This is a genomic window from Virgisporangium aliadipatigenens, assembly GCF_016863615.1.
GTDB classification, from domain to species: Bacteria; Actinomycetota; Actinomycetes; order Mycobacteriales; family Micromonosporaceae; genus Virgisporangium; species Virgisporangium aliadipatigenens.
Window position 1 is genome coordinate 45,687 of the sequence record NZ_BOPF01000048.1, and the last position, 14,319, is coordinate 60,005.

The 14,319-nt window shown below is 71.4% G+C and carries 13 protein-coding genes; 8 read left to right on the forward strand and 5 right to left on the reverse strand.

The window, feature by feature from the left end; translation table 11 throughout:
* Nucleotides 1–26: 26 nt before the first annotated feature.
* Nucleotides 27–1,295 carry a cellulose-binding domain-containing protein gene (locus tag Val02_RS47935; RefSeq protein ID WP_239153730.1) on the reverse strand — a complete coding sequence of 423 codons (1,269 nt, stop codon included), beginning with the start codon at nucleotides 1,293–1,295 and terminating at the stop codon, nucleotides 27–29.
* Between the two features lie 389 nt (nucleotides 1,296–1,684).
* Here Val02_RS47935 and Val02_RS41490 point away from each other — a divergent pair, with 389 nt between their 5' ends.
* The 3 genes from Val02_RS41490 (at nucleotide 1,685) to Val02_RS41500 (ending at nucleotide 5,263) form a co-directional block, all read left to right on the forward strand.
* Nucleotides 1,685–3,028 carry a glycoside hydrolase family 10 protein gene (locus Val02_RS41490; protein WP_203904839.1) on the forward strand — a complete coding sequence of 448 codons (1,344 nt, stop codon included), beginning with the start codon at nucleotides 1,685–1,687 and terminating at the stop codon, nucleotides 3,026–3,028.
* A gap of 157 nt (nucleotides 3,029–3,185) precedes the next feature.
* Nucleotides 3,186–3,524 (forward strand): ArsR/SmtB family transcription factor, encoded by a 339-nt coding sequence (locus Val02_RS41495; protein ID WP_203904840.1) that lies wholly within the window; start codon nucleotides 3,186–3,188, stop codon nucleotides 3,522–3,524.
* On the forward strand, nucleotides 3,521–5,263 hold the full coding sequence (locus Val02_RS41500; RefSeq protein ID WP_203904841.1) for a SulP family inorganic anion transporter: 1,743 nt from the start codon (nucleotides 3,521–3,523) through the stop codon (nucleotides 5,261–5,263). Before Val02_RS41495 ends, Val02_RS41500 begins: the two co-directional genes overlap by 4 nt.
* A gap of 21 nt (nucleotides 5,264–5,284) precedes the next feature.
* On the opposite strand, the gene Val02_RS41505 is transcribed toward Val02_RS41500, so the two are convergent.
* A complete protein-coding gene (locus tag Val02_RS41505) occupies nucleotides 5,285–6,409 on the reverse strand; it encodes an endonuclease (RefSeq protein WP_239153731.1) in 1,125 nt (374 codons plus the stop codon).
* A gap of 207 nt (nucleotides 6,410–6,616) precedes the next feature.
* Here Val02_RS41505 and Val02_RS41510 point away from each other — a divergent pair, with 207 nt between their 5' ends.
* Nucleotides 6,617–8,092: an AI-2E family transporter gene (locus Val02_RS41510; RefSeq protein WP_239153732.1), complete on the forward strand. Its 1,476-nt coding sequence runs from the start codon at nucleotides 6,617–6,619 to the stop codon at nucleotides 8,090–8,092.
* Nucleotides 8,093–8,219: 127 nt separating this feature from the next.
* On the opposite strand, the gene Val02_RS41515 is transcribed toward Val02_RS41510, so the two are convergent.
* Complete coding sequence (locus Val02_RS41515; RefSeq protein ID WP_203904844.1) at nucleotides 8,220–9,245, reverse strand: sensor histidine kinase; 1,026 nt, start codon at nucleotides 9,243–9,245, stop codon at nucleotides 8,220–8,222.
* Complete coding sequence (locus Val02_RS41520; RefSeq protein ID WP_203904845.1) at nucleotides 9,242–9,907, reverse strand: response regulator transcription factor; 666 nt, start codon at nucleotides 9,905–9,907, stop codon at nucleotides 9,242–9,244. The genes Val02_RS41515 and Val02_RS41520 overlap by 4 nt, the downstream gene beginning before the upstream one ends.
* Before the next feature lie 88 nt (nucleotides 9,908–9,995).
* Between Val02_RS41520 and Val02_RS41525 the strand changes: the two genes are divergently transcribed.
* From Val02_RS41525 to Val02_RS41540, 4 genes are read left to right on the forward strand one after another with little or no spacing between them, the layout of a single operon-like run.
* Nucleotides 9,996–11,372, forward strand: a complete 1,377-nt coding sequence (locus Val02_RS41525; RefSeq protein ID WP_203904846.1) for an ABC transporter permease — start codon at nucleotides 9,996–9,998, stop codon at nucleotides 11,370–11,372.
* Nucleotides 11,369–12,028: an ABC transporter ATP-binding protein gene (locus Val02_RS41530; RefSeq protein WP_203904847.1), complete on the forward strand. Its 660-nt coding sequence runs from the start codon at nucleotides 11,369–11,371 to the stop codon at nucleotides 12,026–12,028. Before Val02_RS41525 ends, Val02_RS41530 begins: the two co-directional genes overlap by 4 nt.
* Nucleotides 12,029–12,076: 48 nt before the next feature.
* A complete protein-coding gene (locus tag Val02_RS41535; protein WP_239153733.1) occupies nucleotides 12,077–13,018 on the forward strand; it encodes an endonuclease/exonuclease/phosphatase family protein in 942 nt (313 codons plus the stop codon).
* 41 nt (nucleotides 13,019–13,059) lie between these two features.
* Entirely contained in the window at nucleotides 13,060–13,791 is a 732-nt protein-coding gene (locus tag Val02_RS41540; protein ID WP_203904848.1) for a DUF1963 domain-containing protein, read from the forward strand.
* 25 nt (nucleotides 13,792–13,816) lie between these two features.
* Here Val02_RS41540 and Val02_RS41545 read toward each other — a convergent pair whose 3' ends face one another.
* Nucleotides 13,817–14,275, reverse strand: a complete 459-nt coding sequence (locus Val02_RS41545) for a MarR family winged helix-turn-helix transcriptional regulator (protein ID WP_203904849.1) — start codon at nucleotides 14,273–14,275, stop codon at nucleotides 13,817–13,819.
* Between the last annotated feature and the right edge of the window lie 44 nt (nucleotides 14,276–14,319).

Sequence of the window (14,319 nt, forward strand, 5' to 3'; positions counted from 1 at the left end):
CCCCGCCGCCATAACGCTTTTGCGGGTCAGAGGGTCAGGTTCTTCTGCTGCACGGTCCACTGGGTGTTGCACAGTCCGCAGTTGCTGCCGACGAACGCGGTACCGGCCGTGGTGTCTCCCTTGAGGCGCCACTTCAGATACAACACCGTCACGCGGCCGAACTCACCGCCGTTCGTCTGGTCGTAGGTGCCGCCGTGGCCGACGTTGAGGTTGCCCATGAACGCGGGCAGGCCGGCGGGCAGCTTGCCCCAGTCGTCCATCGCGTTCGGATAGGCGATGTCGCTCGGCCCACCGATGAAGTACGCGATCGGCTTGGTCAGCCTGCGCAGCTGGTAGTCGTTCGCGTCGTTGAGCAGGCCGCTGCTGTAGATGCCGGTCGTGGTGACGCGCGGGTCGTTGGAGACCTCGTACGCCTCCAGCCCGCCGCAGGAGAAGCCGGCGACGGCCACCTTCGACGTGTCGATGCGGCCGAACAGCGCGCTGCCCTGCCGGCTGTTCTCCGCGAACACCCAGTCGATCGACTGGGTCAGCATCGCGGCCGTCGTGGAGCCGCTGCCGTTCGGGTTGCCGTTGGCGATCGCGAGGAACCCGTGCGAGGCGATCTCGCGCAGGAAGTTCAGCTGTCCGGTGCCGTTGGCCGCGCAGGCGCCGTTGCCCCACACGAAGACGGGCATTCGTTCCGCGGGGAGGTTCACCGGGCGGTAGATGGTGTGGTTCGGCAGGCTGCCCGCCGTCTCGTAGCGCGCCGGGTACGGACCCGAGCCGCCGCCCCCGGGAACGGGTGACGGGCTGGTGCTGCGGCTGGGGCTGGGGCTCGCACTGGGACTGCTGCCGCCCGTCGGCGAACCGGTGGCGCCCGGCGACGACGGGGTGAGATCGCCGGTGCAGGTGGTGCCGTTCAGCGCGAAGCTCGTCGGGGCCGGGTTGCTGCCGTTCCAGGTGCCGTTGAAGCCGAAGGCGGTGCTGCCGCCGGTCGGGATGGCGCCGTTGTAGGGGGCGTTGGCGACGCTCACCTGCGCGCCGGACTGCGTGACGGAGCCGTTCCACAGCTGGGTGATGCTCTGACCGGCGGCGAACGACCAGGTCAACCGCCAACTCGTGGTGGGCTCGCCGAGGTTGGTGACGGTGACGTTGGCGCCGAAGCCGCCGGGCCACGAACTGGAGACCGCATAATCGACCCGGCAGCCGGCCGCGGCCTGGGCGGCGCTGGTGTGCAGGACGCCGACCGTGGCGGCTGCGGCGAGACCGAGGACGGCGGCGATCGTTGTCGTACGGCGTCGGCGGGTAGGTGCCATCCGGACCTCCGGTGGAAGTGACAGAGGGTCAGCGCCCGCCGCGGCGCTTCGTATGACAGTTAGCGTCACCAGCACCATGGCTGATGTCAAATGAATCAATCGAATGCCTGAGCTGACGCGGTTAAGCGCTGAAATCGCGTTTCAGAACGCCTCGCAAACATGGATGTGGCAGCGGCACACTTCTGTCGCCCGTGGGCCGAAGAGCAGCCTTTCGTCGAAACTTTCGATCGCCGGGCCGCTGAAACCGCGATCTCACAGTCGAAACTTTTCCGAAAGATATTGACGCTCATGGGGACCGATGTAACGCTTCGCCTCACCCCCAGTGCGCACCACCGCCGTCCGCCGCCGGCCCCGGATGCGTTCTCTCCCGCCCATGAGAAAGGCTCTTCATGCCCGCACGCAGAACCCGCACCGCGCTCGCCATAGGCGCGGTCGCCCTCGCCGCCGTCACCACCGCCGTGGCGATCGGCAGCGGTACCGCCTCCGCCGCCAGCACCCTGGGCGCCTCGGCGGCCGAACACGGCCGGTACTTCGGCACCGCCATCGCCGCCGGCCGGCTCAACGACGGCACCTACACCACCATCGCCGGCCGCGAGTTCAACATGGTCACCCCCGAGAACGAGATGAAGTGGGACGCGACCGAGCCGTCCCAGGGCAACTTCCAGTACGGCTCGGCCGACCAGATCGTCAACTTCGCCACCTCCCGCGGCATGCGGGTGCGCGGGCACGCCCTGGCCTGGCACGCCCAGCAGCCCAGTTGGGCGCAGGGGATGAGCGGCACCGCGCTGCGCAACGCCATGCTCAACCACATCACCCAGGTCGCCACGCACTTCCGCGGAAAGATCCACTCCTGGGACGTGGTGAACGAGGCGTTCGCCGACGGCGGCAGCGGCGGCCGGCGCGACTCCAACCTGCAGCGCACCGGCAACGACTGGATCGAGGCCGCGTTCCGCGCCGCCCGCGCGGCCGACCCGAACGCGAAGCTCTGCTACAACGACTACAACACCGACAACTGGAACGACGCCAAGACCCAGGGCGTCTACCGGATGGTGCAGGACTTCAAGAGCCGGGGCGTGCCGATCGACTGCGTCGGCCTGCAGTCGCACTTCACCGGCGGCTCGGACTACCCGAGCAACTACCGCACCACGCTGTCCAGCTTCGCCGCGCTCGGCGTCGACGTGCAGATCACCGAGCTCGACATCAGGAACGCCAACGCGACGGCCTACGCCAACACGGTGCGGGACTGCTACGCCGTTCCGCGCTGCAACGGCATCACCGTCTGGGGTGTGCGGGACAGCGACTCGTGGCGCAGCAACGAATCCCCGCTGCTCTTCGACGGCAGCGGCAACAAGAAGCAGGCGTACAACTCGGTGCTCAGCGCGCTGAACGAAGGCACGCCGACCAGCCCGCAGCCGACCACCCCGGGGCCGTCCAACCCGCCGTCCAGCCCGCCGCCCGGCGGTAGCGGGTGCACCGCGTCGATCGTCCCCGGGACTGTCTGGGGCGACCGCTACAACACCACGGTGAACGTCTCCGGTTCGACCAACTGGATCGTGACGGTCTCGCTCACCTCGCCGCAGCGGATGAGCAGCTCGTGGGGCGCGAACTTCACGTGGCCCGACGCCTACACGGCGACGGTGCGGCCCAACGGTTCCGGCAACAGCTTCGGCTTCACGACGATGTTCAACGGCAACAGCTCCGCACGACCGAGCGTCACCTGCCGGACGTCCTGAGCCGGCGCAGTACGGGTAGGACTGTAGGGCGGCCGGGAGGCCGCCCTACAGTCACGGGTCCAGCAGCAATGGCGACTTCGTCACACTTATAACTTGAAGATTTCTTCAAGTTATAAGTTCTTCAGGCGATGTGGTTGCGAGGACCGGGGGTGATGGCGTGTCGGTGCCGCTGTATCAAGCCAAGGCGGAGCTGTTCCGGACGTTGGGGCACCCGGTGCGGATCCGGGTGCTGGAGTTGTTGCAGGACGGCCCGAAACCGGTGAGTGCCCTGCTGCTGGAGATCGACGTGGAGGCGTCGAACCTCTCCCAGCAGCTGGCGGTACTGCGCCGAGCCGGCCTGGTGGAGTCCACCCGTGACGGCGCATCGGTGATGTACACGTTGAGCACGCCTGACGTGGCCGATCTGCTGGCCGCCGGCAGAAGGATTCTCGGCTCGGTGTTGGCCGATCGTGATGGGCTGCTGGTGCAGCTGCAGGCAGACGGACGAGGCCGATGAAGGCCGCCGCAGTCGTTCGGGTCGCCGAACGGGTCGGTGCGTTGCTGCCGCAGCGCGCGGACTGGGTCGCGGCACGTCGCGCCCCCCGTCGGGACCTGGTGGCCGGGTTGACCGTGGCGGTGGTGGCGTTGCCGCTGGCGCTGGCCTTCGGCGTCAGCTCCGGTCTCGGCGCGCAGGCGGGCCTGGTCACCGCGGTGGTCGCCGGCGCGGTCGCGGCTGTCTTCGGCGGGTCCAACCTTCAGGTGTCCGGGCCGACCGGGGCGATGACGGTGGTGCTGGTACCGGTGGTCGTGCGGTTCGGCGCGACCGGAGTACTGATGGTCGGCGTGCTGGCCGGGCTGGTGCTGATGGGTTTGGCGCTGGCCCGTCTCGGCCGCTACGTGCGGTACCTGCCCACCCCGGTCATCGAGGGCTTCACCGCCGGCATCGCCGTGGTCATCGCGCTGCAGCAGGTCCCCGCCGCGCTGGGGGTCACCGACGCGCACGGGGAGAAGGTGTGGGCGGTGGCCGCCGATGCCGCGACCCGGTTCGCCACACATCCACACCCCGCTCCGATCGCGGTCGCCCTGGGCGTCGCCGCAGTGATGCTGCTCGGCGCCAGGTGGCGTCCCGGACTGCCGTTCTCCCTGATCGCGGTGGCCGCCGCAACCGGTCTGGCGCAGGCGGTGCCGCTGAACCTGGCCCGCATCGGTACGCTGCCCGCCGGACTGCCCACCCCGTCGCTGGAGTTCCTGGACCCGCACGCCGTCGCCGCGCTGGTGCCCTCGGCACTGGCCGTGGCCGCACTCGCCGCGCTGGAAAGCCTGTTGTCGGCCACCGTCGCCGACGCGATGAGTGTGGGCGAGCAGCACGACCCCGACCGCGAACTGTTCGGCCAGGGCCTGGCCAACGTGATCGTCCCGGTGTTCGGCGGCATCCCCGCCACGGCCGCGATCGCCCGGACCGCCGTCAACGTGCGCGCCGGCGCCGGCTCGAAACTCGCCTCCCTGACCCACGCACTCGCCCTGGCGGTGATCATCCTGGCGGCCGCGCCGCTGGTCTCCCACATCCCGCTCGCCGCCCTGGCGGGAGTGCTGCTGGCCACCACGGTCCGAATGGTCGAGGCCAGCGCACTGCTCGCCCTGGCGCGTTCCACCCGCGGCGACGCAGTGGTCCTCGCGCTCACCTTCACCGTGACCGTCGCGCTGGACCTGGTCACCGCCGTCGCTGTCGGTCTCGGCGTAGCCGTCGTCCTCGCCCTGCGCGCCGTGGCCCGCACCGCCCGGCTGGAGCAGGTCCCGCTGGAACCAGGCGACCACTCCGCCGAAGAACACCAGCTACTCGCCGAACACATCGTCGCCTACCGACTCGACGGTCCACTGTTCTTCGCCGCCGCTCACCACTTCCTGCTCGAACTGACCGAGGTCGCCGACGTGCGGGTCGTCATCCTGCGCATGTCCCGGGTGTCCACCATCGACTCGACCGGCGCACACGTACTCGGCGACGCCATAACCCGCCTACAACGACGCGGAATCACCGTACTGCTGTCAGGCATCGCGCCCGACCACGAGCAGATCCTCACGACCCTCGGCGTGGGAGACCAACTGCGACGCAACGGGCAGGTCTTCCCCGACACCCCCACCGCCATCGCACACGCCCGTACCCAGCTACTCAACCCGGCTCCACACGGCCGTGAACCACACGCCGGCAGCGACGCCGCGAAGCCCGTTCAGGCCAGAGCACACCGCCCTCGGCCCTGACCGGGCGTGGACAGCGGGGCGTCACCCCCAGATCGAGGTCGCCCACTCCGGATGGTCGATGAACGGGTTCCGGTTGTGCTGCCAGGCAGCGTAGATCCGCTCGTTGCGCCGCTTCTCGAACGCGTCCGGCGGATCCTGCCGGTGCCACTGCAACAGCACCGACAGTTTGCCGATGCGGGGCGCTGACCCGTTGGCGACCGAGTTGTTGATCTCTAGGTCGGGCCAGCCGTCGTCGCCCTCGTAGCGGACCGCCATGTACATGATCATGCGGGCCACGTCGCCCTTCACGGCGGCGCGCGGCTCGAAGGAATCGCTGTCGCTCAGGCAGCCGGGCGCCTCGCTGACCGCCGAGCCGCCGGCGTCGAAGTCCTTGTTGCCGCGCGCCGAGTTCACCGAGACGTCCTCGGGGCGCAGGTGGTGCACGTCGGTGCCGGGGCCGGTCGCGGTGCCGAAGTCGCCGTGCGACTTGGCCCAGACGTGCTCGCGGTTCCAGTCGTTCGCGCCGCCGCCGTTGGTGGATTTCGCCTGGGAACGCCCGGAGTACAGCAGGATCACGTTGTTGGCGTTGCTCGGATCCTGATCGGTGTCCTTCAGGGCGTTCCACACCTCGTCGTAGGAGATCCTGGTCTGCACCTTGATGATGCCGTGCAGGGCGCTACGCAACGCGGCGCCGCTCTTGCCCGTGGCGGCGGCGTAGTACGCGTCGACGGACCCGGTCGGGGTCGGACCCGCGCTCGGCGTGGCACCGGCGTCGGCCGCGCTCATCGCGGTCGGCGACTTCAGCCCCGGATGCGGCGAGAAGTACGGGGTCAGTTGCCCGGTGACGACGATGCGGCGGCCCATCAGCGACGGATTGCCCTGCAGCCCGAATGCGGCCCGGAACCCGGCGGTGACCTGCACGTACAGCATCCGCGCGGTACCCGTCTCGGCCGCCGAGTCGGCCAGCGCCAGCGCGGTGTCAGCGGTGAACCCGGAGCGCAGCACGGTGCTCTCGGCGGTCGGCTGCCCCACCACGTAGCCGATGACGGACGCCGTGCGGCCGTCCTGCGCGGCGAGTGCCTGGCTCACCGACAGGTCCGCCGCCACGGCCGCGGTCGAGGTCGCCACGACGGCGGCGCCGGCCACGGTCAGGGCGAGGGAGAGCACCAGTGCGAATCGTCGGTTTCCACGCATGGTCGTTACCCGCTTCCGGCCACACATCCAACTGTGCCGATAGCGTAGATCGCCGGACGGGTCAGCGGAATGTCAACGCCGCGTCGGCCGGGTGAACAGCGTCGCCGACCTGGACCGCTTTCGTCGCGCGGACCCGCGCCGCGCGGTTTCGTGGCTGTCGACCGGGGTACCTCCCCAGCCGTGGATTGGCTGATCGAGGCACGTCGACGGGCCCGCGAACGGGTGGAGCTCGCGCGGCGGGGCGGTGTCGTGCCGCCGTTCGTGGCCGACGAGGACATCATGCCGGCGACCCCCGTCATCGCCGTCGAGCGAACGTCCACAGTGGACGACGGCATCCCGCACGGGGTGCGCGTCGCCGCGGCCTGGGCGTGGCGCGTCGTCCTGTTCATCGTCACCGCCTATCTGGTGCTGCGCGTGATCGCCCTGCTGCGGGTGGTGGTGATCCCGGTGGTCGTCGCGGTGCTGCTGGCCGCCCTGTTCGAACCGGCGGCCGCGGCGCTGCGCCGGCGCGGGGTCCGACGCTCGCTCGCCGCCGGCATCGTGCTCGTCGGCGGGCTGCTCGTCGTCGGCGGCGGGCTCGGCCTCATCGTGCGCACCGTGCTGGTGCAGTTCTCCGACCTGTCCACACAGGTGAGCGGCGGCCTCGCCGAGGTGCGCACGTGGCTCGTGCAGGGGCCGTTCCACCTGTCGCAGGAGCAGCTCGACGCGGCGGTCGCCCAGCTGCGCGAACAGGTGTCCAAGCAACAGGGCGCGCTGGCCTCCGGCGCGTTGAGCACCGCCGCCACGCTGACGGAGATACTCGCCGGCTTCTTCGTCGTGCTCTTCACGCTCTTCTTCTTCCTGCGCGACGGGAACCAGATCTGGCAGTTCCTGTGCCGGCTGCTGCCCCGGCCGGCGCGGGTGCCGGTGGCGCGTTCCGGGCACTACTCGTGGCACACGCTCGTGTCGTATGTTCGGGCTACGGTGCTGGTGGCGTTCGTCGACGCCCTGGGCATCGGCATCGGGCTGGTCGTCATGCGGGTGCCGCTCGCGTTGCCGTTGGCGGCGCTGGTGTTCCTCGGGGCGTTCGTCCCGGTGGTCGGGGCGACCGTGTCCGGCGGGGTCGCCGTCATCGTCGCCCTCGTCAGCCGGGGGCCGGTCGCCGCCCTGATCGTGCTGGCGATCGTGATCGTGGTGCAGCAGTTGGAGGGCCACGTCCTGCAGCCGCTCATCATGGGGCGCGCCGTAGCGTTGCATCCGCTCGCCGTCATCCTGGCGATCACCACGGGCGTGGTCACCGCCGGGGTCGTCGGCGGGCTGGTCGCCGTTCCGCTGCTCGCCGTCGCGAACACGGCCGTGCGGTATCTGGTGGCGCATCCGTCCGGGGAGCCGACCCCGGACCGGACGCCTCCGGGCACCACGCCGACCGATCCGAACCAGGCGGCGGTCGAGGAAGCCGTCGACGAGGCCGTCGAACGGGCGGACCCGGACGCGCCGCCGCCCCTGGAGACCTCCCTCGACCCGACCGTCCCCCCGACGGTCAACGCCCCACCGCCGGGCAGCGACGTCCCACCGTCGGGCGACGCCGCGCCGGCCGGGGGTGCCGCGCCGTCGGCACGGTCGGGCGGCCCGGAGCCTCGGCCGCTGCACCCGACGGGCGCCGACCGTCCGACCTGACCGTCCGGGCCGCCCACCCCGGCGGATCCCGGCCACGCGCTCGCCGATCTTGCAGTTATGGCGCGGACATCGCGGGGCGAACCCGGACGCACCGGGCGCCACAACTGCAAGATCGGCGTGGCCAGGTCTACGGCGCGCGGCGGAAGGCGACCGTGACGGCGAGGCCGCCGGTCGGGTTCGCGGTGGCGGACAGCGCCGCCCGGTGCGCGTCGGCGACGGCGCGGACGATGGCGAGCCCGAGCCCGTGGCCGCCCCGGACCCGCCCGGCCTCCCGGTAGAACGGCTCGAACAGCCGTTCCACGTCGGAGACCACCGGCCCGGTGTTGGTGATCCGCAGCGTCTCGTCGTGCAGCGCGATCTCGACCCGCCTGCGTGCGTCGTTGTGCCGAACGGCGTTGTCGACCAGGTTCGCCACGAGGCGGCGCAGCAGCACGGGATCGCCGTCGACCGAGGTCGGTTCGAGGTGCAGCCCCACGCCGTCCGGGGTCTCCTCGGCGACGATGGCGGTCAGGTCGACGACCTCCGGCGCGAGCGGTGCATGGGTCGCGTCGGCCAGGGCCAGCAGCGCCTCGGTGGTGTCGATGCTGCGCTGGTTGGCGACGAGGAGCTGCGCGGCGAGGGTGGCGACGTCGTACGCGGCGGGATTGGCCCGGGCGACCTGCAGCACGGTGCGCGACGCGGCGAGCGGGGTGCGCAGTTCGTGGGCGGCGTTGGCGGCGAAGCGGCGGTGCGCCTGGAACTCCGCGTCGAGGCGGGCCAGCATGCTGTCGAGCGTGTCGGCGAGCCGCTTCAGTTCGTCGTCGGGTCCGGTGAGCGCGATGCGTTCGTGCAGGGTGCCGGTGCTGGCGGCGTTGGCGGTCGCGGTGATGCGGTCCAGCGGCCGGAGCACCCGCCCGGCGATGATCCACGCCGCGACCATGCCGAACGCGGAGACCACGACGAATCCGCCGATACAGGCCCACAGCAGCACGTCCAGGAAGTTCGACCGGGAAAGCGCGACGGCCTGGGCGCCCCCGAGCTCCGGTTTATCGACGGGGAACACCTCGAACGGCGGCACGAGGCGCACGACCAGGTAGACCAGGACGAGCAGCGCGCCGGAGGAGAGCGACAGGAACGCCCCGTTGACCAGGGTGAGCCGGGCGCGGACGGTCATCGCGGCGCTCCCAGGTAGTAGCCGACGCCGACGGCGGTGTGCACGACGGCCGGCGGGCCCAGCTTGCGCCGCAGGGTCGACACGGTGATGCGCACCGCGTTGGTGAACGGGTCCGCGTGCTCGTCCCACGCCTTCTCCAGCAGTTGCTCGGCGCTGACCACACCACCGTCGGCCTGCGTCAGCAGCAGCAGGACGGCGAACTCCTTGCGGGTCAGGTCGAGGTAGTGCCCGGCGCGGTAGGCGTGGCGGCGGTGCGGGTCGACGGTGATGTCGGCGTGGTGCAGCACGGGCGGGCGGGCCGGGGTGAGCCGGCGGCCGAGGGCGCGCAGCCGGGCGACGAGTTCGGGGAAGTCGAACGGTTTCACCAGGTAGTCGTCGGCGCCCAGGGACAGGCCGGTCACCTTCTCGTGCAGGGTGGCGGCGGCGGTGAGCATGATCACCCGGCAGTGCGGATGTTCGGCGGCGATGCGCCGGCACACCTCGTCGCCGTGCACCACCGGCAGGTCGCGGTCGAGCACCACGACGTCGTAGTCGTTGACGGCGAGCCGGTCGAGGGCCTCCCGCCCGTCGGCGGCGATGTCGGCGGCCATCGCCTCGTGCCGCAGGCCGCTGCGGATCGCCTGCGCCATCATCGGCTCGTCCTCCACGATCAGCACGCGCATGTGCGCCAGTTCAACACAGCAGACTTATGGTCGGCGTATCGAATCGGCCGTACGCGGGTGATATGCCGGCCGCGCCAGGGTGGCGGGCATGAGCTTCGTCAAGAGAGCGGGCCTGAGCCTGCTCGCCCGCAGGGGCCGGACCCTGATCCTGCTCGCGCTGTTCGCCGTGATCTGCACGCTGGTGCTCGGCGGGTTCCTGGTGCAGCGGGCGGCCGAGTCCGCGGCCGAGGGCGCCAAGCAGCGGGTCGGCACGGAGGCGACGCTGCAGTGGGACATGGAGAAGGCGTTCGCCAAGGGCGGGTTCGGCGGAACGCTGCCGGACAACGCGCGGCTGGGCAGCGCCGCGGCGGACAGGTTGGGCCGCTCCGAACTGGTCACGAGCCACAACTACACGTTGGAGAGCGGCACCGTGCCGGTGAGCGCCAAGCCGGTGGCCGGCGTCGCCCCACCGGCCGGGCTGCCCGCCGAGATGCGCGAGGACCGGATGCTGCCGCTGCTCGGGGTGCGCGACTCCACGCGGCTGCGGGACTTCCGCGACGGCCACTTCACGCTGCTGTCCGGGCGCGGCATCGGCGCCGAGGATCGGGACCGCGACGCCGTTCTGGTCGAGGAGCGCTTCGCGGCGACCAACGCGCTGAGCGTGGGCAGCAGGGTGACGCTCGGCTCGGCCGAGGGGAAGAACCCGCGCGAGTTCGAGGTGGTCGGCGTCTACCGCGATCCGGCCCGCTCGCCGGAGACCTGGGCCGCGCCGCAGATGGAACCGGGCAACAAACTCATCGTGCCGCTGGACGCGATCGGCCGCCTCGACCCCTCCGAACGCCTCGACGGCGGCATGCGCATCAACGAGGCCACCTACCTGCTGCGCGATCCGTCCACCTTGGACAGGTTCCGCAAGCAGGCCGAGGCCGCCGGTCTCGACCTCGACGTCTTCAAGCTCGACGTCAATGACAAGCAGTACCGGCAACTGGTCGGCCCGATCCAGAACGTCGCCGCGTTCGCCACCGGCACCGTGTGGCTGGTCGGACTGGCCGGGGCGGCGGTGATCGGACTGCTCATCGCGCTGTGGACCCGGGAGCGCCGCCGCGAACTCGGCGTCCTGCTCGCCGTCGGAGAACGCCGCTGGCGACTGGTCGCCCAGCAGATCGTCGAGGTGAGCGTGGTGGCGGTGCTGGCCCTGGGGGCCGCCGCGGCGGCCGCTCAGGCGATCGCGCCCGGGGTCGCCGACGCGCTGGTGAGCCGGGAGGTCGCCGACGTTCCCCCGCCCGTGCCGCAGCAGCCCGGCCGCGCCACCACGGAACAGGCGCCGGCCGTCGCCCCGATCGACCGGCTGAACATCGACCTGCGCACCCGCGACCTGCGCAACGTCGCCCTCGTCGGGCTGGCCATCGTGCTGGCCACCGTGGTGGTCCCGACCGGCCGGATCGTCCGCATGCAGCCCCGCGCCATCCTCACGAAGGGCGAATGATGGTCCTCGAGATCGACACCGTCAGCCACTCCTACCCGGGCCGGCGCAACAAGCCCCGATGGGTGCTGAAGAAGGCGAGCCACACCTTCGAGGCCGGCACGTTCACCAGCATCCTGGGTCCGTCGGGCAGCGGGAAGACGACCCTGCTCAGCCTCGCCAGCGGCCTGGACACGCCGAGCGAGGGGACGATCCGCTACCGCGGCGAGGATCTGCGCGGCATCGGCCTGTCCCGTTACCGGCGCCGGCACGCCGCGACGGTGTTCCAGTCGTACAACCTGCTCACCTACATGACCGCGATCCAGAACGTCCGCACCGCCATGGACATCACCGGCATCCGCGGCGGCCGCAAGCACGCCCTCGAGTGGCTCGAACGGGTCGGCATCCCCGCCGACGAGGCCCGCCGCAACGTGCTGCAGCTCAGCGGCGGCCAGCAGCAACGGGTCGCGATCGCCCGGGCGCTCGCCTGCGACGTCGACATCCTGCTGGCCGACGAGCCCACCGGCAACCTCGACACCGAGACGGCCGACCAGATCATCGACATCTTCCGCGAACTGGCCCACGAGCGCGGCACCTGCGTCATCGTGGTGACCCACTCGCACCACCTGGCGAGGAGGTCCGACCGCGCCCTGACCCTGTCGAAGGGCCGGATCGTCTGACCGGGCGCGGTCCCCGCCGTCGGGCCCGGACCGCTACCCTGACCAGCCGTGTCGATCAGAAGCGGTAGGCCGGCGTGGGGCTGGCGGCACGGGCGCCCCACGGCGGTCGTGGCGGTGCTCGTGGCCGTCGTGCTGACGTTCCCGGGCGTGGTGCCGAACGTGTTGCTGCGGCTGGGCAGCCTGACGGACACGTTCCTGCCGTGGCTCGGGCTGCTGGTGCCGGTGCTGCTCGGGGTGGCGCTGTGGCGGCGTTCGCTGCTGGCGCTCGTGGTCGTGCTGCTGCCGGCGGTGGCGTGGGTGGGGGCGTTCGGCGGGCTGATGCGCTCCGGCGAGCGGGCGGACCTGGTGGTCGTTCAGCACAACGTCAGCGACGAGAACGCCGACCCGGCCGCGACGGCGCGTGCGTTGATGCGGCCCGGGCCGGATCTCATCGGCGTCGAGGAGGTGACGCCCGAGGCGCTGCCGGCGTACGAGGCGGCGTTCGCGCAGCGGTACCCGCACCACACGGTGCAGGGCACGGTGGGGCTGTGGTCCCGGCATCCGCTCGCGGAGGCGCGACTGCTGGACATCAAGCCGGGCGGCCTCGACGCCGACTGGCGGCGCGGGCTGCGGGCCCTGGCGCGCACGCCGCACGGCGACGTCGCGGTGTACGTGACGCACCTGCCGTCGCTGCGGCCGGGGCCGCGCGGGTTCGACACGCGCCGGCGCGACGACAGCGCCCGCAAGCTCGGTGCGGCGCTCGCGGCGGAGCCGGTGCGCAGGGTCGTTCTCATCGGGGATCTGAATGCCACGCTCGACGACCGCGGCCTGCGTCCGGTCGGTGACCACGTGACCGGAGCGGCGACCGGGTTCGCGTTCAGTTGGCCGGCCGCGGCGCCGGTCGCGCGGATCGACCAGGTGATGGTTCGGCGGGGGAACGTCACCGCGGTGCGCACGCTGCCCCGCACCGGCAGCGACCACCTGCCGATCGCCGCCCGGGTGCGCTGGTGAGGCACGCGGCGCGTTGACATTCGATGCGCACAATGCCCGGCATGGACAAACGCGAGCGGTTCCGCGCGGCGGCGCGCGATCGGGGAGTGCCGGACGAGGCGACCGATTGGTGGCTGCGACTCGCGCGTCCCCGGCTGGAACTGCACAGGGGCGGCGACGGCCCGGTGGTCGGGTACTTCGGCGGCCGGCCGGCCCTGCCCGAGGGCACGCCGTGGCCGGCGGGCACGATCTACCTCGCCACGATCGACCTGGCCGCCGTCCCGCCCGGTTCGCACGACCTCGACCTGCCGCCCGACGGGCACCTGCTCTTCTTCGCCGAGGGGTCGATCGTCCCCGAGCACGCGAGCGTGATCTACGTCCCGGCGGGCACGCCGGTGCTCGAGCGCGACACCCCCGATGCGCCGTACGAACGGATCCCGCTGCACGGCGTCCAGGAGTGGAGCATCCCCGCCGGGCGGCACGAGAGCGCGATCGACATCGGCGAGAGCCGCTACGACGAGGGGGTCTTCGCGGATGTCGAGTGCGACGTCGACACCGACGACAACTGCGTGGCCGCGATCGGCGGCTACGGCGACGAGAGCACCGGCGGCGGTGGCGCCATCCTGGAGTCGCCCCACGAGGTGGTGGTGCTCGCCTACCTCTACCTCGAGGTGGACCTGGTGCGCACGGACTTCGAGGAGGTCTTCGTGCTGGTCGGCTACCTGATGAACCGGGCGGACCTGGCGGCGCGCCGCTTCGAGAAGGCCACGTTCGTCTCGGACTTCAACGGCTGACGGAGTCCTCGCCGGTCACCACGGCCTACGTCTGCTCGCCGTCGGGAGCCGACAGCCGCTCGTCGTGGTGCGCCAGCAGCCTCGACAGCAGCGCGGTCAGCCGCCGCCGCTCGACGGGGGTCAGCGGGGCCAGCAGCTCGTCCTGCACCTGGGCCAGCCGCTTCTCCAGGCGCCGCAGCTGACGCCGGCCGGCGGCGGTCAACGAGATGACGTTTCGCCGGCGGTCGGCGGGATCCGGCGTGCGCTCGACCAGGTTGTCCTCGGCCAGCTCGTTGACCGCCGCCACCATGTCGCTGAGGTGGATGCCGCTGCGCCGGCCGAGCGCCGCCTGGCTCGCCGGGCCGAACTCCGAAAGCGTCGCCAGCAGGCGGTAGTGGTAGCCGCGCGCGTTGACGGCCGAGAAGCCGTCGCCGACCAGGCGGTGTGCGTGGCCGGCGGTTCGGGTGAGCAGCCAGCTGGGCAGGTGCTCCCATGCGTTCTCCACGTGGCGAGTCTAACAAACCGTTTGGCGAGCGAACGTTGGACACG

What these genes read in the sequence shown, in the direction of transcription:
- Val02_RS47935 (WP_239153730.1), bottom strand. Translation starts at nt 1,295, where the DNA reads ATGGCACCTACCCGCCGACGCCGTACGACAACGATCGCCGCCGTCCTC.
- Val02_RS41490 (WP_203904839.1), top strand. Translation starts at nt 1,685, where the DNA reads ATGCCCGCACGCAGAACCCGCACCGCGCTCGCCATAGGCGCGGTCGCC.
- Val02_RS41500 (WP_203904841.1), top strand. Translation starts at nt 3,521, where the DNA reads ATGAAGGCCGCCGCAGTCGTTCGGGTCGCCGAACGGGTCGGTGCGTTG.
- Val02_RS41515 (WP_203904844.1), bottom strand. Translation starts at nt 9,245, where the DNA reads ATGACCGTCCGCGCCCGGCTCACCCTGGTCAACGGGGCGTTCCTGTCG.
- Val02_RS41520 (WP_203904845.1), bottom strand. Translation starts at nt 9,907, where the DNA reads ATGCGCGTGCTGATCGTGGAGGACGAGCCGATGATGGCGCAGGCGATC.
- Val02_RS41525 (WP_203904846.1), top strand. Translation starts at nt 9,996, where the DNA reads ATGAGCTTCGTCAAGAGAGCGGGCCTGAGCCTGCTCGCCCGCAGGGGC.
- Val02_RS41530 (WP_203904847.1), top strand. Translation starts at nt 11,369, where the DNA reads ATGATGGTCCTCGAGATCGACACCGTCAGCCACTCCTACCCGGGCCGG.
- Val02_RS41540 (WP_203904848.1), top strand. Translation starts at nt 13,060, where the DNA reads ATGGACAAACGCGAGCGGTTCCGCGCGGCGGCGCGCGATCGGGGAGTG.